Source organism: Synechococcus sp. CCY 0621, from assembly GCF_019038465.1.
In the GTDB taxonomy this organism is placed as follows: Bacteria; Cyanobacteriota; Cyanobacteriia; order PCC-6307; family Cyanobiaceae; genus Cyanobium.
On record NZ_JAFKRH010000046.1, the window covers coordinates 12,194 to 27,382 of the forward strand.

General features: G+C 69.4%; 23 protein-coding genes. 4 read left to right on the top strand and 19 right to left on the bottom strand.

Annotation, left to right across the window (positions count from 1 at the left end; genetic code table 11):
- Window positions 1-18: 18 nt before the first annotated feature.
- From secY to rplC, 19 genes are all read right to left on the bottom strand, one after another.
- Entirely contained in the window at window positions 19-1,338 is a 1,320-nt protein-coding gene (secY, locus tag KUG43_RS15090; RefSeq protein ID WP_216910420.1) for a preprotein translocase subunit SecY, read from the bottom strand.
- Window positions 1,339-1,446: 108 nt separating this feature from the next.
- Window positions 1,447-1,902 carry a 50S ribosomal protein L15 gene (rplO, locus tag KUG43_RS15095; protein ID WP_216910421.1) on the bottom strand — a complete coding sequence of 152 codons (456 nt, stop codon included), beginning with the start codon at window positions 1,900-1,902 and terminating at the stop codon, window positions 1,447-1,449.
- A gap of 8 nt (window positions 1,903-1,910) precedes the next feature.
- Window positions 1,911-2,579 (bottom strand): 30S ribosomal protein S5, encoded by a 669-nt coding sequence (rpsE, locus tag KUG43_RS15100; RefSeq protein ID WP_216910422.1) that lies wholly within the window; start codon window positions 2,577-2,579, stop codon window positions 1,911-1,913.
- 14 nt (window positions 2,580-2,593) lie between these two features.
- Window positions 2,594-2,959: a 50S ribosomal protein L18 gene (rplR, locus tag KUG43_RS15105; RefSeq protein ID WP_216910423.1), complete on the bottom strand. Its 366-nt coding sequence runs from the start codon at window positions 2,957-2,959 to the stop codon at window positions 2,594-2,596.
- 32 nt (window positions 2,960-2,991) lie between these two features.
- A complete protein-coding gene (gene rplF / locus KUG43_RS15110; protein WP_216910425.1) occupies window positions 2,992-3,531 on the bottom strand; it encodes a 50S ribosomal protein L6 in 540 nt (179 codons plus the stop codon).
- A 16-nt stretch (window positions 3,532-3,547) separates the two neighbouring features.
- The gene (rpsH, locus tag KUG43_RS15115) at window positions 3,548-3,949 is read right to left on the bottom strand and encodes a 30S ribosomal protein S8 (RefSeq protein ID WP_216910427.1); all 402 of its coding nucleotides are present in this window, start codon (window positions 3,947-3,949) and stop codon (window positions 3,548-3,550) included.
- A 20-nt stretch (window positions 3,950-3,969) separates the two neighbouring features.
- Entirely contained in the window at window positions 3,970-4,509 is a 540-nt protein-coding gene (rplE, locus tag KUG43_RS15120) for a 50S ribosomal protein L5 (protein ID WP_015109412.1), read from the bottom strand.
- A gap of 111 nt (window positions 4,510-4,620) precedes the next feature.
- Complete coding sequence (rplX, locus tag KUG43_RS15125; protein ID WP_216910429.1) at window positions 4,621-4,977, bottom strand: 50S ribosomal protein L24; 357 nt, start codon at window positions 4,975-4,977, stop codon at window positions 4,621-4,623.
- A gap of 1 nt (window position 4,978) precedes the next feature.
- Window positions 4,979-5,344: a 50S ribosomal protein L14 gene (gene rplN, locus KUG43_RS15130; protein WP_015109410.1), complete on the bottom strand. Its 366-nt coding sequence runs from the start codon at window positions 5,342-5,344 to the stop codon at window positions 4,979-4,981.
- 10 nt (window positions 5,345-5,354) lie between these two features.
- Window positions 5,355-5,606: a 30S ribosomal protein S17 gene (rpsQ, locus tag KUG43_RS15135; protein WP_015109409.1), complete on the bottom strand. Its 252-nt coding sequence runs from the start codon at window positions 5,604-5,606 to the stop codon at window positions 5,355-5,357.
- Between the two features lie 17 nt (window positions 5,607-5,623).
- Entirely contained in the window at window positions 5,624-5,836 is a 213-nt protein-coding gene (gene rpmC / locus KUG43_RS15140) for a 50S ribosomal protein L29 (protein ID WP_094586019.1), read from the bottom strand.
- Window positions 5,837-5,838: 2 nt separating this feature from the next.
- Window positions 5,839-6,297: a 50S ribosomal protein L16 gene (rplP, locus tag KUG43_RS15145; RefSeq protein WP_216910431.1), complete on the bottom strand. Its 459-nt coding sequence runs from the start codon at window positions 6,295-6,297 to the stop codon at window positions 5,839-5,841.
- A gap of 16 nt (window positions 6,298-6,313) precedes the next feature.
- Window positions 6,314-7,042: a 30S ribosomal protein S3 gene (gene rpsC, locus KUG43_RS15150; RefSeq protein ID WP_015109406.1), complete on the bottom strand. Its 729-nt coding sequence runs from the start codon at window positions 7,040-7,042 to the stop codon at window positions 6,314-6,316.
- 19 nt (window positions 7,043-7,061) lie between these two features.
- The gene (rplV, locus tag KUG43_RS15155; protein WP_216910433.1) at window positions 7,062-7,421 is read right to left on the bottom strand and encodes a 50S ribosomal protein L22; all 360 of its coding nucleotides are present in this window, start codon (window positions 7,419-7,421) and stop codon (window positions 7,062-7,064) included.
- Window positions 7,422-7,425: 4 nt separating this feature from the next.
- On the bottom strand, window positions 7,426-7,701 hold the full coding sequence (gene rpsS / locus KUG43_RS15160) for a 30S ribosomal protein S19 (protein ID WP_015109404.1): 276 nt from the start codon (window positions 7,699-7,701) through the stop codon (window positions 7,426-7,428).
- 35 nt (window positions 7,702-7,736) lie between these two features.
- Window positions 7,737-8,600 (bottom strand): 50S ribosomal protein L2, encoded by an 864-nt coding sequence (gene rplB / locus KUG43_RS15165; protein ID WP_216910435.1) that lies wholly within the window; start codon window positions 8,598-8,600, stop codon window positions 7,737-7,739.
- A 15-nt stretch (window positions 8,601-8,615) separates the two neighbouring features.
- Complete coding sequence (locus KUG43_RS15170; protein ID WP_094586023.1) at window positions 8,616-8,918, bottom strand: 50S ribosomal protein L23; 303 nt, start codon at window positions 8,916-8,918, stop codon at window positions 8,616-8,618.
- Entirely contained in the window at window positions 8,911-9,546 is a 636-nt protein-coding gene (rplD, locus tag KUG43_RS15175; protein WP_216910437.1) for a 50S ribosomal protein L4, read from the bottom strand. Before rplD ends, KUG43_RS15170 begins: the two co-directional genes overlap by 8 nt.
- A gap of 11 nt (window positions 9,547-9,557) precedes the next feature.
- Window positions 9,558-10,205, bottom strand: coding sequence for a 50S ribosomal protein L3 (gene rplC, locus KUG43_RS15180; RefSeq protein WP_216910439.1), 648 nt, complete (start codon window positions 10,203-10,205; stop codon window positions 9,558-9,560).
- A 415-nt stretch (window positions 10,206-10,620) separates the two neighbouring features.
- Here rplC and KUG43_RS15185 point away from each other — a divergent pair, with 415 nt between their 5' ends.
- From KUG43_RS15185 to KUG43_RS15200, 4 genes are read left to right on the top strand one after another with little or no spacing between them, the layout of a single operon-like run.
- Window positions 10,621-11,082, top strand: a complete 462-nt coding sequence (locus KUG43_RS15185) for an NAD(P)H-quinone oxidoreductase subunit N (protein ID WP_216910440.1) — start codon at window positions 10,621-10,623, stop codon at window positions 11,080-11,082.
- A gap of 48 nt (window positions 11,083-11,130) precedes the next feature.
- A complete protein-coding gene (locus KUG43_RS15190; protein ID WP_216910441.1) occupies window positions 11,131-12,381 on the top strand; it encodes a cation:proton antiporter in 1,251 nt (416 codons plus the stop codon).
- A gap of 45 nt (window positions 12,382-12,426) precedes the next feature.
- Window positions 12,427-13,464 (top strand): Light dependent period protein LdpA domain-containing protein, encoded by a 1,038-nt coding sequence (locus KUG43_RS15195; protein ID WP_216910442.1) that lies wholly within the window; start codon window positions 12,427-12,429, stop codon window positions 13,462-13,464.
- Between the two features lie 15 nt (window positions 13,465-13,479).
- Window positions 13,480-15,162, top strand: coding sequence for an AAA ATPase domain-containing protein (locus KUG43_RS15200; protein WP_216910443.1), 1,683 nt, complete (start codon window positions 13,480-13,482; stop codon window positions 15,160-15,162).
- Window positions 15,163-15,189: the final 27 nt, after the last annotated feature.

The window sequence follows — 15,189 nt, forward strand, 5'->3', positions numbered from 1 at the left end:
GAGACGGGAGAACGGGACCTACTGCCTGACCAGTCCTTCGTAGCGCTGGGAGATCACGTAGGTCTGGACCTGCTTGGCGGTGTCGATGGCCACGCCCACCAGGATCAGCAGGGAGGTGGCCCCCAGACCCTGGAAAGTGCGCACCTGGGTGGCGCCCTCCACGGCCGAGGGGATGATCGCAATCGCGCCCAGGAACAGGCCCCCCAGCAGGGTGAGACGGTTGGACACGCCGGAGAGGTAGTCGGCGGTGGCCGAGCCGGGGCGCACTCCGGGGATGGCGACGCCGGAGCGCTTCAGGTTGGTGGCGATGTCCACCGGGTTGACGGTGAGGGAGGCGTAGAAGAAGGCGAAGCCGCAGATCAGGGCGAAGTACACCAGGGCATAGACCCAGGGGGTGCTGCTGGTGGGGTTCAGGTAGCCCGCCACCCGGATCAGCCAGGGGCTCTTGGTGAGGTTGGCGATGGTGAGCGGCAGGAACACCACCGCCGAGGCGAAGATGATCGGCATGACGCCGCCGGCGTTGAGCTTCAGCGGCAGGTAGCTCTGGCGGGAGGCCAGGCTGCTGGCACCGCCCACCTGGCGCTTGGCGCTCACGATCGGGATGCGGCGGCTGCCCTCCTGCAGGAAGATGATCCCCACGATCGTCACCAGGAAGACGAGCACCAGCACGACGATGCCGCCCACCGTGGCGCGGTCGCCGCTCTGGGCCAGCTGGATGGTGGACCCCAGGGCCTTGGGCAGGGTGGCCACGATGTTGATGAAGATCACCAAGGAGGCCCCCTGGCCGATGCCCCGTTCGGTGATCACCTCACTGACCCACATCACCACCATCGAACCGGTGACCAGGGCCAGGCTCGTCTGGACGACGAACAGCCATTCCGGCAGGCCCGGCAGGGCGTATTGCCGCAGGATCAGGGCGAAGACGATGCTCTGCAGGATCCCCCAGCCCAGGGCCACGTAGCGGGTGATCTGGGCCAGCTTGCGCCGGCCGGCCTCGCCTTCGTTCTTCTGCAGCTCCTCGAGCTGGGGCAGGGCCGCCGTCATCAGCTGGATGATGATCGAGGCATTGATGAAGGGCAGGATGCCCAGGGCGAACACGCCCAGGGTGGACAGGCCGCCGCCGGTGAAGATGTCCAGGAAGCCGATCAGCTGGCCGCCCTGGCGGATGAAGTCCTGGAAGGCGACCCGGTCGATGCCGGGCACCGGGATGTAGATGCCGAGTCGCACCAGCAGCAGCAGGCCCAGGGTGGTGAGCACCCGATCCCGCAGGCCCTTCGACTGGACCAGCTGGACGAGGATTTCAGCGGCGCTCGGATTGCGCCCCCTGCTGAGGAGCATGGTGATGACGGGAGTGGGGGGAACGGGTCGATACGACCGGAGCCGCCTGCCGCAGCACAAGGCTACGGGCAGACGGCTCCGGGCTGGAAGCAGGGCAACGCCCCGGGCTCAGTCGATGATCTCGCAGCTGCCGCCGGCGGCTTCGATCTTGGCGCGGGCCGAGGCGGTGAAGGCGGCGGCCTGGACCGTCAGTTTGACCGTGAGTTCGCCGTTGCCGAGCACCTTGAGCGGGTAGCGGGGGCTGGTGACCAGGCCCGCCTGCTCCAGGGAGTCGAGGCTGACGGTGCTGCCCGCCTTCAGCTCACCCAGCCGTGACACGTTGATCACGGTGTAGTGGGTGGGGTTGATGACCGGGAAGTGCTTGAGCTTCGGGATCCGGCGGTAGAGGGGCATCTGGCCACCCTCGAAGCCGGGGCGGGTGGGGCTGCCGGAGCGGGACTTCTGGCCGCGCATGCCGAAGCCGCAGCTGGCGCCCTGGCCGGCGGCGATGCCGCGACCCTTGCGCAGCTTGCGCTTGCGGGACCCCTTCTGGGGCTGGAGGTTGTTGAGAGAGAAGGACGTCATGGCGGGCCTCAGGAGTAAATCTGCTCGAGGGAGATGCCCCGCTCCTTGGCGGTCTCCTTGTGGGTGCGCAGGCCTTCGAGGGCCTGCATGGCGGCGCGGGCGTTGTTGAGCGGGGTCTTGGAGCCCAGCCGCTTCGCCAGCACGTTCTTGATGCCGGCCAGTTCGAGCACGGTGCGGATCGAACCGCCCGCGATCACCCCGGTACCGGGGGCAGCCGGCCGGATCAGCACGCTGGCGGCGCCGTCGCGGCCGTTGCTGAGGGTGGGGATCGAGCTGGTGCGGGTGAGGGGCACCTTGACCAGATGCTTCTTGCCGTCGGCCACGCCCTTGCGGACAGCGCCGATGACATCGCCGGCCTTGCCGACACCCACGCCCACCTGGCCGCGCTCGTTGCCGACAACGACGATGGCCCGGAAGCTCATCTTCTTGCCGCCCTTGACGGTCTTGGAGACGCGGCGGATCTGCACCACCCGCTCCTGCCATTCGGAGTCACGTTCCTGGCCGCGACGGTTGTCACGGCCGCGGCCGCCGCCGCCCCGGCGGTCGCCCTTGGCATCGCCACGGCCACCGCCGCCACCGCCGCCCCGGCGCTGCTCCTGCTGGCCTTCAGCAGCGGCGGGGACATCGGAGGCCGCAGGCACGGCGCCGGTCTGGATCTGGTCGTTGGTTTCGGTCATGGTGAGAGCAGGGATCAGAACTGAAGGCCCGCTTCCCGGGCGGCGTCAGCAAGGGCCTTGACCCTGCCGTGGTACAGGTTGCCGCCGCGATCGAAGACCACCTGCTGGATGCCCTTGGCGAGGGCGCGCTGGGCGACGAGCTGGCCCACCGCGACGGAAGCGTCACAGGTGGAGCTGGCCTGGACGCTGGTGCGCAGGTCCTTGTCGAGGGTGGACGCGGCGCAGAGGGTGCTCTGGGCGTCGTCGTCGATGACCTGGGCGTAGATGTGATTGTTGGAGCGGAACACGGCCAGCCTGGGACGGGCGGCTGTGCCGGAGAGCAGACGACGCAGGCGGCGGTGACGCTTCTGGGTCTGCTGTTTGCGGGAGAGGGTAGACATGGGGGATCAGACGGATGACGCTCGAGCAGACCTCATTTCTTGCCGGTCTTGCCGGCCTTGCGCAGAATCCGCTCACCTTCGTACTTGATGCCCTTGCCTTTGTAGGGCTCGGGGGGACGAATGCCGCGGATCTTGGCCGCCTCGTTGCCCACCAGCTCCTTGTCGGGGCCGGAGACGAAGACCGAGGTGTTGTTCTCGACCGAGAAGGTGACTCCTTCGGGGGGAACCATCTCCACCGGGTGGCTGTAGCCGGCGCTGACCACGAGCTTGCGCCCCTGGACCTGGGCGCGGTAGCCGACGCCGACGATCTCGAGCTTGCGGGTGAAGCCCTGGCTGACCCCTTCCACCATGTTGGCGACGAGGGTGCGGCTGAGGCCGTGGCGCTCACGGGAGCGACGGTGGGTGCTGGTGGGACTCACCACCACCGTGCCGCCTTCCTGGCTGACGCTGACGCCCTCCGGGAGAACGCGGCTGAGTTCCCCTTTGGGACCCTTCACGGTGACCGCCAGGCCATCGAGGCTGACGGTGACCTTGTCGGGAATGGGGATCGGGGCTTTACCGATACGAGACATGGAACAACTCCTGGGATCAGTAGACGTAGCAGAGCACTTCGCCGCCGACGCCCTGCTTGCGGGCATCACGGTCGCTCATCACACCCCGGGAGGTGGAGATGATCGCCACGCCGAGGCCGCCCAGCACCTTGGGCAGCTGGCGGGTGTTCTTGTAGATGCGCAGGCCGGGCTTGCTCACCCGCTGCACGGAGCGGATGGTGGGCTGGCGGTGCTTGCCGCTGTATTTCAGCTCAAGCACCAGCTGGCGCTGCACGCCCTCGCCTTCTTCGGCGATGGCGGCGATGAAGCCTTCCTGCTGCAGCACGTTGGCGATGCTGCGGGAAAGCCGCGAGGCGGGAATCCTGGTGCGCTCGTGGCGCTTTTCACTCGCGTTGCGAAGGCGAGTGAGCATGTCTGAGATCGGGTCGTGGTTGGCCATGGTCGTGTCCGGGAGGGGGCTCAGGTATTGCGGAACGGCATTCCCATTTCGCGGAGGAGGGCCCGGCCCTCTTCGTCGTTACGGGCGTTGGTCACGATCGTGACGTCCATCCCCCGGATGGCATCGATCTTGTCGAAGGAGATCTCGGGGAAGATGATCTGCTCCCGGATCCCCAGGGTGTAGTTGCCCCGTCCGTCGAAGCTCTTGGGGCTCACGCCGCGGAAGTCGCGGATGCGTGGCAGCGCCAGGTGGATGAGACGCTCGAGGAAGGCATACATCCGCTCGCCCCGCAGGGTGACGGCCACGCCGATCGGCATGCCCTGGCGGATCTTGAAGCCGGCGATGGCCTTCTTGGCGCGGGTCACCACCACCTTCTGACCGGTGATGGTCGCCAGTTCGGTGATCGAGGCCTCGAGGGCCTTGGCGTTCTGGGCGGCTTCACCGAGGCCCCGGTTGACGGTGACCTTGACCACCTTGGGAACCTCGTGGACGTTGGAGAGGTTGAGATCCTTCAGCAGCTTGGGCTGGATCGTCTCCCGGTAGCGCTGTTTGAGTGACATGACGGGGGGATGGGGGGGCGCTTCTGGACGTGGTCAGAAGGCGGACGGGGGAGGGGAGCAGGGAAGCGAAGCGGGGGGGGGCGCCGTGCGGGGTGGCGCGGTGGGGGGCGGTCAGTCGAGCACCTCCCCGGTCTTTTTGAGGCGGCGCTTCTTGCTGCCGTCGTCCTGGACGACGATCTCCACCCGGCTGGCGACCTTGTTGGCGGTGGAATACAGCATCACGTTGGAGGCGTGCAGGGACGCTTCTTCGGTGACGATGCGGCCCGTCTCGCCTTCCTGGGTGGGTTTGACGTGGCGGGTGCGCAGGTTGATGCCCTGCACCACGACACGGTTCTCGTTGGGCAGGGTGCGCAGCACCTCGCCGGTCTTGCCCCGATCCTTGCCGGCGATCACCTGGACGGTGTCACCTTTGCGGATGCGCATCTTGATGCGCTCGACGGGCCGGGCCTTGGGGGTTGCGGTGGCCATCTCAGATCACCTCCGGAGCCAGGGACACGATCTTGGTGAAGTTGCGCTCGCGCAGTTCCCGGGCGACCGGACCGAAGACCCGGGTGCCCTTGGGGTTGTTGTCGTTGCCCAGGATCACGGCGGCGTTGTCGTCGAAGCGGATGGCGTTGCCGGTGTCACGGCGCAGCGTGGCCCGGGTGCGCACCACCACGGCCTTGACCACATCCGACTTCTTGACGCCCATGTTGGGCATGGCGTCCTTGACGGCGGCCACGATCACATCGCCCACGTGGGCGTAGCGACGGTTGGTGCCGAGCACCCGGATGCACTGGATGCGCTTGGCGCCGCTGTTGTCAGCGACGTTGAGGAAAGTTTCCTGCTGAATCATGGGGGGTTCCTCAGCCGGCGCTGGTGGTGGAGAGAACTTCAGCCACGGCCCACCGTTTGGTGCGGCTGAGGGGACGGGTCTCGGTGATGCGGACCCGGTCGCCCACGCGGCAGCTGTTGGCTTCGTCGTGGGCTTTGTAGCGGGTGGTGCGGCGGACGGTCTTCTGATAGATGGGGTGGGGGAAGCGGTTTTCCACCGCCACCACCACCGTTTTGTCCATCTTGTCGCTGACGACGGTGCCGACCCTTTCCTTGAGTGCCATGGGGATCGAGGGGGGAATCAGGAGGCGACGGTGGAGCGCTGACGCTCCTCCTGCACCGTCAGCAGGTGGGCCAGCTTGATGCGGGACTCCTTGAAGCGGTGCGGGTGCTCCAGACGGCGGGTGGCCTGCTGGAAGCGGAGGTCGAACAGTTCGCGGCGGACGCCATCGATCTGTTCGGCGATCTGGGCGTCGCTGAGCGAACGCACATCGGTGATGGTGGGACGGGCCATGGTCAGGACTCCACTGCGAGGGCGGGTTCGGGGGCGGTTGCCACCTGATCGGCCAGGGCGAGGAACTTCGTCTTGAGCGGCAGTTTGTACTGGGCCAGACGCATGGCTTCCTTGGCGATTTCGGGCGTGATCTCGGGGCCACCCATCTCGAAGAGAATGCGGCCCGGCTTGATCACGGCCACCCAGAATTCCGGGTTGCCCTTACCGGAACCCATGCGGGTTTCGGCAGGCCGCATGGTGACGGGCTTATCGGGGAAGATCCGGATCCAGATCTGGCCCCCCCGCTTGACGTAGCGGGTCATGGCACGGCGGCTGGCCTCGATCTGACGGGAGGTGATCCACCCGCACTCCTGGGCCTGCAGGGCGAAATCGCCGAAGGCGATCGTGTTGCCGCGCGTGGCGACGCCGCGCATGCGGCCTCGCTGCTGTTTTCGGAACTTGACGCGTTTTGGACTCAGCATGGTTCAGGCCTCCTGATCACTCCTCGTTGGAGCGGTCTTCGAACTGTTGCGGCCGGCGGTTCGCCCGGCGTTTCGGTGCTCCACCCACGGGCAGCTGGTCTTGCTGACCGGGAAGCACCTCTCCTTTGAACACCCAGACCTTGATGCCCAGGACCCCGTAGGTGGTGGTGGCCACCTTGGTGGCGTAGTCGATGTCGGCGCGGAGCGTGTGCAGGGGCACGCGACCCTCGCGGGTCCACTCCGTCCGGGCGATTTCGGCGCCGTTGAGGCGGCCGCTCACCTGGAGCTTCAGACCCAGCACCCCGGCCCGCTGGGCGCGTTGCACCGCCATGCGCATGACGCGCCGGAAGGCCACCCGCTTCTCCAGCTGCTGGGCGATGTACTCAGCCAGCAGGAAGGCGTCGGCGTCGACCCGCTCCACCTCGACCACGTTGATGCGCACCTGACGGTGGGCGTCGCCGAGGGTCTTCTGGATGCCGGTGCGCAGCTCCTCGATGCCGCTGCCCTGGCGGCCCACGAGAACGCCCGGACGGGCGGTCTTGAGTTCCACTTCGAGCTGGTCGGCCTTACGGGCGATCAGCACGTCGCTGATGCCGGCGGCGGCGTACTTCTTGTTGATGAACGACCGGATCCGGTCGTCCTCCTGAAGGAGGACGGGATAGGTCTTGCTTGGGGCGTACCAGCGGGAGCGGTGATCCTGGGTGATCCCCAGGCGCAGGCCGGTTGGATGGATCTTGTGTCCCATCGGGCGGTGTCCTCGGGGGTCAGGCGGTGGGCGCTGCCACAGCAATGCTGATGTGGCAGGTTTGCTTTTTGATGGCGAAGGCGCGGCCCTGGGCCCGGGGCCGGAACCGCTTCAGGGAGGGTCCCATGTCGGCACTGGCCTGGCTGATGACCAGGGTCGCCGGATCGAGGCCGAGGTTGTGCTCGGCATTGGCGACCGCGGAGCGGAGCACCTTGGTGATCGGGCCGGTGGAGCGGTAGGGCATGAACTCGAGCATGATCAGGGCGTCGCGGTAGGTGCGACCCCGGATCTGATCGAGAACCCGGCGCACCTTCGACACGGAACCGCGGATGAAGCGGCCGTGTGCCAGGGCCTGGGTGTCGGGTGTGGTGGTTGCCATCGGATCAGCGGCCTCCCTTCTTGTCTTTGATGTGACCGCGGAATGTGCGGGTGGGGGCGAATTCGCCCAGCTTGTGGCCCACCATCTGCTCCGTCACGTAGACGGGCACGTGGGCCTTGCCGTTGTGAACGGCAATGGTGTGGCCGATCATCATCGGCAGGATGGTGGAGGCCCGTGACCAGGTCTTGATCACGGTCTTGTCGTCGGCTGCGTTCTGCTTCTCCACCTTGCGAAGCAGGTGGTCGGCGACGAACGGGCCTTTTTTGAGTGAGCGTCCCATGGCGGATCAGGCGAACAGCAGAGCGGTGTGGGTCATCAGGAGTCGCGTCCGCCACGGCTCCGTTTGGAGGTGCGGCGTCGTTTCCGCAGCACGAACCGGTTGCTCGGCTTGTTGCGCTTGCGGGTCTTGAGGCCCAGGGCGGGTTTGCCCCAGGGCGTGACAGGACCGGAGCGGCCGATCGGTGCCCGGCCTTCGCCGCCCCCGTGGGGGTGGTCGCAGGGGTTCATCACGCTGCCGCGCACTTCCGGACGGCGGCCCAGCCAGCGCTTGCGACCGGCCTTGCCCAGGCTGGTGTTGCGCTGTTCGGCGTTGCCCACCTCACCGAGGGTGGCGTAGCACTCCCGGCGCACCAGCCGCACCTCGGTGGAGGGCAGCTTGAGGGCGACGTAGTCACCTTCCTTGGCCACCACCTGGGCACTGGCCCCGGCGGTGCGCACCATCTGGCCGCCGCGTCCGGCGTAGAGCTCGACGTTATGGACGCTGGAGCCCAGGGGGATCGCCGACAGGGGAAGGGCGTTGCCGTTCTCGATCGGGGCGTCCGGACCGGAGATGACGCTCTGGCCCACGGCCACGTTGGCGGGAGCGAGGATGTAGCGCTTCTCGCCGTCGGTGTAATAGAGCAGCGCCAGACGGGCGTTGCGGTGCGGGTCGTAGTGGATCGCAGCCACCTTGGCGCTCACCCCGTGCTTGTCGCGACGGAAGTCGACGATGCGGTAGAGGCGCTTGTGGCCACCGCCGCGGTGGCGGCAGGTGATCACGCCGCGGTTGTTGCGGCCCTTGTGGCGGTGCTTGGACACCACCAGCCCCCGTTCCCGGTTCTTGCCCGTGATGTCGCTGAAGTCGGTGACGACCAGCGTGCGGGTGCCGGGAGTGTTGGGCCTGTACTTACGGATTGCCATGACGTTTCAGATCCCTCAGGACTCAGGGAACAACTGGATGGCGTTGCCTTCGGCAAGGCGCACCACCGCTTTCTTCACCTGGGCGCGTTTGCCGGCGAAGCGACCCACCCGACGGGAGCGGCGGGGGGGATTCATGGTGCTGACGCCGACGACCTTGACGTCGAACAGATGCTCGACGGCCGCCTTGATGTCGGGCTTGGCGGCCCGATGGTCCACCTCGAAGGTGTACTGGTTGATCTCGATGGCCCGGGTGGCCTTCTCGGTGATCAGCGGGCGACGGATCACGTCCGCCAACCGGCCTGCAAAACGCTCAGACATCGCCGTAGACCTCCTGAATCTTCGCCAGTGCCTCTTCGCTGAGCACCAGCTTGTTGGCATGGAGCAGATCGAACACGTTCAGCTGATCAGCGGCGATCAGCTTCACCTTCTCGAGATTGCGCACCGAGCGGGTCACCGCCTCGGGAGCGCCATCGAGGATCAGCAGCACCTTGTCGCCGGCCTCGATGCCGAAGCGGGACAGGGCGGCGGTGATCTCCTTGGTTTTGGGGGTGTCGAGCCCGGCGCCGAAGCCCTTCACCACGATGATGTCCGCGACGCGGCTCATCAGGGCGGTGCGCAGGGCCAGGCGACGCTCCTTGCGGTTCATCGCCACGGCATAGCTGCGGGGCTTGGGTCCGAAGATCACGCCACCGCCGGGCCGCAGGGGGGTGCGGATCGAGCCCTGGCGGGCCCGGCCGGTGCCCTTCTGCTTGTAGGGCTTGCGGCCGCCACCGGCCACTTCGGCGCGGGTGAGGGTGCTGGCGGTGCCCTGACGGGTATGGGCCAGCTGGCGGACGACGGCCCTGTGCAGCAGGCCGTTGGCGGATGTTTCCTTGGCGACCTTGAGGTCGAGGGGAGCCTTGCCGCTCTCCTTGCCTTGCCAGTCGCGAATCACACAGTCAGTCATGGGTGTTCTCCTCAGTTCGCTGCGGGGACGCCCACCCGCCGGGCCGGGCGGATGTCGAGCAGGGCGCCGGGCTTGCCGGGAACCGAGCCCTTGACGACGAGCAGATTGCGTTCCGCATCCACCTTGAGGATGGTGAGGCCGCGGGTGGTGATCTGCTTGCCGCCGTAACGGCCAGCCATCCGTTTGCCGGGGTAGACCCGGCCTGGGGTGGTGCCGGCGCCGATGGAGCCTGGCTCGCGGTGGTTCTTGGAGCCGTGGCTCATGGGGCCGCGGCTGAAGCCGTGGCGCTTCTGGAGGCCCGAGAAACCACGGCCGATCGTGTCGCCGCTGACGTCAACCTTCTGGCCGGGGCTGAAGTCACCGACGGTGACGGGCGCCCCCAGCTCGAGACCGTCGATGGCCTCCAGCCGGTACTCCTTGAGGTGCCGCAGGGGCGCCTCGCCGGATTTGGCCAGGTGGCCCTTGGCGGGCTTGTTGACGAGCTTCTCGCGGATGTCGCCGAAGCCGAGCTGCACCGCGGTGTAACCGTCGGTGGCTTCGCTCTTGATTTGGGTGATGCGGCAGGGACCCGCTTCGATCAAGGTGACCGGAATGGATTTGCCTTCTTCGTCGAAGAACTGGGACATACCCAGCTTCTTCCCAAGAATGCCGATGGACATGGGAGGGAGAACAACACCAGCTGGACAGCCGCGGCGTGCCGCCATGGATTCAGGGCCAGGGCCCGAAATCCGTGGAGGACCCGCTGGGCGGCGGGGGGGCTGAATTCGTGGAATCGCAGATTGACCCGAAGGTCAGGGGCTAGCGAGGCGAATCAGCGGGCTGGGACTTGCCGGAAGCGGTGAGGCCTCGGGCAGTATCCCGACGCTCGCGACAACGACGAAGCGTTGCAGGAGTCGTACGGGCCAGGAAGGGTTCGTCACCACTGACGGACCCCGTGCTGTTCTCTGGAGGCCCGGCTAGCGGACGGGCACAGATCATCAGCACAAGAGTCAACACTACCCCATGGTGTGCACCACCACCCCCGGGCCCCTCATCGGCTGCCAGACTCAGCCGGCGATTCGCCTGCCGCTCCCGATGCCTCTGCTGATGACCGGCCGTGGTTTCCGCACCGAGCTGGAGCGCTGCGGTGCCCTCGCCCTTTTCGTTCCCCTGGAGGGGGGCGCCGAAACGCGCCTGCTGCGGCGGCTGCGGGCGGCCGGCTACCGGGCCCACCTCACCTCCGCCCGCGGGCTTGGGGATCCGGAGGCCTATCTCCTGCAATTGCATGGCATCCGTCCGCCCCACCTGGGCCACCACAGCGTCGGCCGGGCGGCGGCCGTGGGTGAGGTGCAGCGGGTGATGCCCCTGCTGGGTCCCCAGCTGGCGGGCGACGGGCCGGTGCTGCTGTGGCTGCTGGAGGGCCAGGTGCTCAGCAGCTCCGAGCTCGCCGCCCTCTGCGACCTCTGCCGCCGCGAACCGCGGCTGAAGCTGGTGGTGGAGATGGGCGGCGCCCGCGCCCTGCGCTGGCAGCCCCTTGAACAGCTCGTTCCTGCCTGAGCCGGGTCCACCACATAGCCTTGGCCGGTCCCGCGGACTCCAAGCGCGTTGAGTGAGCGGCTGGCATTGATCTGGGGTTCGGCCTTCTTCGCCGGTTCCCTCGCCCAGGCGACGGCCTGGGTCACCGGCCAGCCCGCGGTGGTGCTGCTGCTGGGCATGGGCCTGCTGGCGGGCCATGCCGGCTTCGACATCGTCCACCCCGAGAACCTCGGCGCCGGCCTCGAGCCGTTGGTGGGCCTGCTGGTGAGCCTGGTGCTCTTCGATGGCGGGCTCAACCTGCGCCTGGCCGGCCGCGACCTGCAGCGTTCGGTGCTGCAACTGGTGCTGGTGCGCCTGGTGCTGGGGCTGCCCGTGGCCGCCCTGCTGGCCCACGCGCTGGCGGGCCTGCCCTGGTCGCTGGCGCTGGTCTTTGGCGCGATCGCCCTGGCCACAGGTCCCACGGTGGTCACCCCGATGGTGCGCCAGCTTCAGCTGGCCCCGAAGCTGGGCCAGCTGCTGGAGGCCGAAGGTCTGATCCTCGAACCGGTGAGTGCGGTGCTGGGCCTGGTGCTGCTCCAGGTAACCCTGGGCGACCTGGGCGGTTGGCAGGAGGTGGCCTCCCGGCTGTTGCTGCGCCTGGGGGGCGGGGTGGCCCTCGGCGGACTGGCCGGCCTGCTGCTCTCGGAGGCCCTCCGCCGCCTGGGCTCCCTGGCGGCGGCCAGGGGCGGGGAGGGGACGGCTGAGCCCAATGGCCTGGAGCTGCAACTCACCCTGGGGGTGCTGTTTCTGATGTTCAGCGGCTGCGAGGCCCTGCTGCCGCAATCGGGCCTGCCGGCGGCGGTGAGCGCCGGGGTGGTGGTGGGGCTGCGCCTCGATGCGGCCGCCACCCAGCTCGATGCGCTGATCCGCCAGCTGGCCATGCTGGCCATCACCGTGCTGTTCCCCCTGCTGGCGGCCGATGTCTCCTGGGCGGAGCTGAGCCCCCTGGGACTGGGGGGCGTCGGTTGCGTCGTGGCCCTGATGCTGGTGCGCTGGCCGCTGATCCAGCTCACGGGCCTGGGGCTGCCGAGCCTCGACTGGAAGGAGAAGGCGCTGCTCAGCTGGATCGCTCCGCGCGGCATCGTCACTGCGGCGGTGGTGAGCCTCTTCGCCCTGGAACTCGACCGGGCCGAGGTGCCCGGCGGCGGCGCCCTCAAGGGGCTGGTGTTCCTGACGATCCTGATGACCGTGGGCCTGCAGGGGTTCACCGCCCCCTGGCTGGTGAACCGTCTGGGGCTCGCCCAGCCCGAGGCGACGCCGGAGCTGCCCCAGGCCGGCTGAGCCCCCCTGCTGGTGGCAGGATCGGCCCACCCCGTTGCGCACCCCATGGCGGCCATGGCCCGGGACCCGGAGCAGGCCCTGGCCCACGGGTGCTGGGTGAAGCTGATCGGCGGGGCCAGCAACCAGGATCTGGCCGCCATCGAGGATCTGGCCGGCATCCATGCCCTGGCCGGGGTGCACTGCATCGATGTGGCGGCCGACCCGGCCGTGGTGGCCGCCACCCGCCGCGGCCTGGCCTGGGCGGAGTCCCACGGCGCGGCGCGCCCCTGGCTGATGGTCAGCCTCAGCGATGGCCTCGACCCCCATTTCCGCAAGGCCTGGTTTGATCCGCAGCGTTGTCCGCCGTCCTGCCCGAGGCCCTGCGAGCGGGTCTGCCCCGCCCTGGCCATCGACGGGCGGGGGGTGGTGGAGCAGCGCTGCTACGGCTGCGGCCGCTGCCTGCCCGCCTGCCCCCTGGGGCTGATCGAGGAGCGCAGCCAGGTGCTGGAGCCGGCTGCCGTGGGGGCCCTGCTGGCGCAGCTGGCCCCGGACGCTGTGGAGTTGCACACCCGGCCCGGACGCCTGGACGCCTTCGCCGAACGGGTGCTGCAGCTGGCCGCCAGCGGCGTGGCCCTGCGCCGGGTGGCGGTGAGCGCCGGCCTGGAGGGGGGCGCCACGGCCGAAGGGCTGGCGGCGGAGCTGTGGCAGCGGTTCCGCCTGCTGCGCGGGGCCGGTTTCCGCCCCCTCTGGCAGCTGGATGGGCGGCCGATGAGCGGCGACGTCGGGGCCGGCACGGCCCATGCGGCGGTGGGGCTGCTGGAGCGGCTGGCTCCGCTGGCGCCGCCGGGCCCGCTGCAGCTGGCCGGGGGCACCAACGCCCACACCCTGGCGGTGCTGGGGCGCACCGGTACCGGGCCGCGGGCGGCCGGGGTGGCTGGGGTCGCGTTTGGGGGGGTGGCCCGCCGGCAGCTGCAGCCGCTGCTGCAGGAGGCCCAGGCGGAGGGACGGCGGCTGCTGGACCTGCCCCGACTCTGGCCCCGGGCCCTGGAGATCGCTGCGGCGCTGGTGGACCCCTGGCTGGCCCGCGATGTCGCCGGGCCCTGAGGCCTGGCTAGAACGATGGGCAGCTCCCCCCGGCGCCCCCTGGAGCCTTCGCCCCACCCGTCCCTCTCCCCCCAGCGGGTCACCGACGACCTGGACCGTCTGCTGGCCGTGCTGCCGCCGGTGGTGCAGCGGGCCCTGGCGGGGCCAGAGCAACGGGAGGGGTTGCTGGAGGTGGTGCTCGACCTGGGCCGGGTGCCGGAGGCCCGCTACCCCGGCCGTGTGCTGGCCCTGGGGGGCGACGCCATCGAACGTTCCGACCTGGCGGCGGTGCTGCAACGCCTGGGTCCCTTCGGTGGCGACAACCGGGCCGGCATCGAGCGCACCTTGCACCGGATCAGCGCCATCCGCAACCGCACCGGCGACGTGGTGGGGCTCACCTGTCGGGTGGGTCGGGCGGTGTTCGGCACTGTGGCCATGGTGCGCGACCTGCTGGACACCGGCCAGTCGCTGCTGCTGATGGGCCGCCCCGGGGTGGGCAAGACCACGGCCCTGCGGGAGATCGCCCGGGTGCTCGCTGACGACCTGCAGCGCCGCGTGGTGGTGATCGACACCAGCAACGAGATCGCCGGCGACGGCGACATCCCCCACCCCGCCATCGGCCGGGCCCGGCGCATGCAGGTGGCGCGCCCGGAGCTGCAGCACCAGGTGATGATCGAGGCGGTGGAGAACCACATGCCCGAGGTCATCGTCATCGATGAGATCGGTACCGAACTGGAGGCCCAGGCGGCCCGCACCATCGCCGAACGGGGCGTGATGCTGGTGGCCACGGCCCACGGCAACGAACTGGCCAACCTGATCCGCAACCCCACCCTGAGTGATCTGGTGGGCGGGATCCAGTCGGTGACCCTGGGGGACGAGGAGGCCCGCCGCCGCCGCACCCAGAAGACCGTGCTGGAACGGGCCGCCGAGCCCACCTTCCCCCTGGCGGTGGAGATGCACAGCCGCCACCGCTGGCTCGTGCACCGCGATGTGGCCGGCACCGTGGATCTGCTGTTGCGGGGCCAGCCCACCCACCCCCAGGCGCGGGAGCTGGGCAGCGACGGCCGCCTGCTGCTGCGTGAAGACGGCCCCGTCCGCCCGGCCCCGCCGCCCGCCTGGGCCACTGCCGTGGCCCCCCGGCGCCCCGGTCCCGCTCCTCTGGCGGTGGTGCCCCTACCCGATCCGACGGCGCCCCGGCCAGTGGCGGCCCCTGCCCTGCGGATCTACGGGGTGGGAGTGGCGGCCCAGCAGCTGGAGGAGGCGGTGCGGCGCCGCCAGCTGCCGGTGGAGGTGGTGGAGGAGCCGGAGCAGGCCGATGCGCTGCTGAGCGTGCGCGGCCAGCTGGGCCGTGATCCGGAGCTGCGGCGCCAGGCCCGCGACCTGGGCCTGCCGATCCTTGTGATCAAGTCGGACACCCCCCACCAGCTGCAGCGGGCCATGGAGCGCCTGCTGGAGCGGCGCCAGGGGGGAGGCGGCACTGTGGATGGGGAAGAGCCGGTCGGCGTCGGCGCGGACCGCCCCGATGACGCCCATGCGGCCCTGGAGGAATGCCGGCTGGCGGTGGAGCAGGTGGTGCTGCCCCAGGGCCGGCCGGTGGAGCTGCTGCCCCGCAGCGAGGCGGTGCGGGCCCTGCAGGCCGAGCTGGTGCACCACTACCGCTTGCGCAGTGCGGTCTTCGGCCGCGGCCGCCAGCAGCGGCTGCGGGTCTTTCCCGCCTGAGGGGGCCTGGCACCGGGGTGGCCGCCG

What these genes read in the sequence shown, in the direction of transcription:
- rpmC (WP_094586019.1), bottom strand. Translation starts at nt 5,836, where the DNA reads ATGGCCCGTCCCACCATCACCGATGTGCGTTCGCTCAGCGACGCCCAG.
- rplC (WP_216910439.1), bottom strand. Translation starts at nt 10,205, where the DNA reads ATGTCCATCGGCATTCTTGGGAAGAAGCTGGGTATGTCCCAGTTCTTC.
- rpsH (WP_216910427.1), bottom strand. Translation starts at nt 3,949, where the DNA reads ATGGCCAACCACGACCCGATCTCAGACATGCTCACTCGCCTTCGCAAC.
- KUG43_RS15195 (WP_216910442.1), top strand. Translation starts at nt 12,427, where the DNA reads ATGGCGGCCATGGCCCGGGACCCGGAGCAGGCCCTGGCCCACGGGTGC.
- rplX (WP_216910429.1), bottom strand. Translation starts at nt 4,977, where the DNA reads ATGGCCACCGCAACCCCCAAGGCCCGGCCCGTCGAGCGCATCAAGATG.
- rpsQ (WP_015109409.1), bottom strand. Translation starts at nt 5,606, where the DNA reads ATGGCACTCAAGGAAAGGGTCGGCACCGTCGTCAGCGACAAGATGGAC.
- KUG43_RS15185 (WP_216910440.1), top strand. Translation starts at nt 10,621, where the DNA reads ATGCCTCTGCTGATGACCGGCCGTGGTTTCCGCACCGAGCTGGAGCGC.
- rpsC (WP_015109406.1), bottom strand. Translation starts at nt 7,042, where the DNA reads ATGGGACACAAGATCCATCCAACCGGCCTGCGCCTGGGGATCACCCAG.
- rplE (WP_015109412.1), bottom strand. Translation starts at nt 4,509, where the DNA reads ATGTCACTCAAACAGCGCTACCGGGAGACGATCCAGCCCAAGCTGCTG.
- rplD (WP_216910437.1), bottom strand. Translation starts at nt 9,546, where the DNA reads ATGACTGACTGTGTGATTCGCGACTGGCAAGGCAAGGAGAGCGGCAAG.
- rpsE (WP_216910422.1), bottom strand. Translation starts at nt 2,579, where the DNA reads ATGACCGAAACCAACGACCAGATCCAGACCGGCGCCGTGCCTGCGGCC.
- rplV (WP_216910433.1), bottom strand. Translation starts at nt 7,421, where the DNA reads ATGGCAACCACCACACCCGACACCCAGGCCCTGGCACACGGCCGCTTC.
- rplF (WP_216910425.1), bottom strand. Translation starts at nt 3,531, where the DNA reads ATGTCTCGTATCGGTAAAGCCCCGATCCCCATTCCCGACAAGGTCACC.
- KUG43_RS15200 (WP_216910443.1), top strand. Translation starts at nt 13,480, where the DNA reads ATGGGCAGCTCCCCCCGGCGCCCCCTGGAGCCTTCGCCCCACCCGTCC.
- rplN (WP_015109410.1), bottom strand. Translation starts at nt 5,344, where the DNA reads ATGATTCAGCAGGAAACTTTCCTCAACGTCGCTGACAACAGCGGCGCC.
- rplR (WP_216910423.1), bottom strand. Translation starts at nt 2,959, where the DNA reads ATGTCTACCCTCTCCCGCAAACAGCAGACCCAGAAGCGTCACCGCCGC.
- rplB (WP_216910435.1), bottom strand. Translation starts at nt 8,600, where the DNA reads ATGGCAATCCGTAAGTACAGGCCCAACACTCCCGGCACCCGCACGCTG.
- secY (WP_216910420.1), bottom strand. Translation starts at nt 1,338, where the DNA reads ATGCTCCTCAGCAGGGGGCGCAATCCGAGCGCCGCTGAAATCCTCGTC.
- KUG43_RS15170 (WP_094586023.1), bottom strand. Translation starts at nt 8,918, where the DNA reads ATGTCTGAGCGTTTTGCAGGCCGGTTGGCGGACGTGATCCGTCGCCCG.
- rplO (WP_216910421.1), bottom strand. Translation starts at nt 1,902, where the DNA reads ATGACGTCCTTCTCTCTCAACAACCTCCAGCCCCAGAAGGGGTCCCGC.
- rplP (WP_216910431.1), bottom strand. Translation starts at nt 6,297, where the DNA reads ATGCTGAGTCCAAAACGCGTCAAGTTCCGAAAACAGCAGCGAGGCCGC.
- rpsS (WP_015109404.1), bottom strand. Translation starts at nt 7,701, where the DNA reads ATGGGACGCTCACTCAAAAAAGGCCCGTTCGTCGCCGACCACCTGCTT.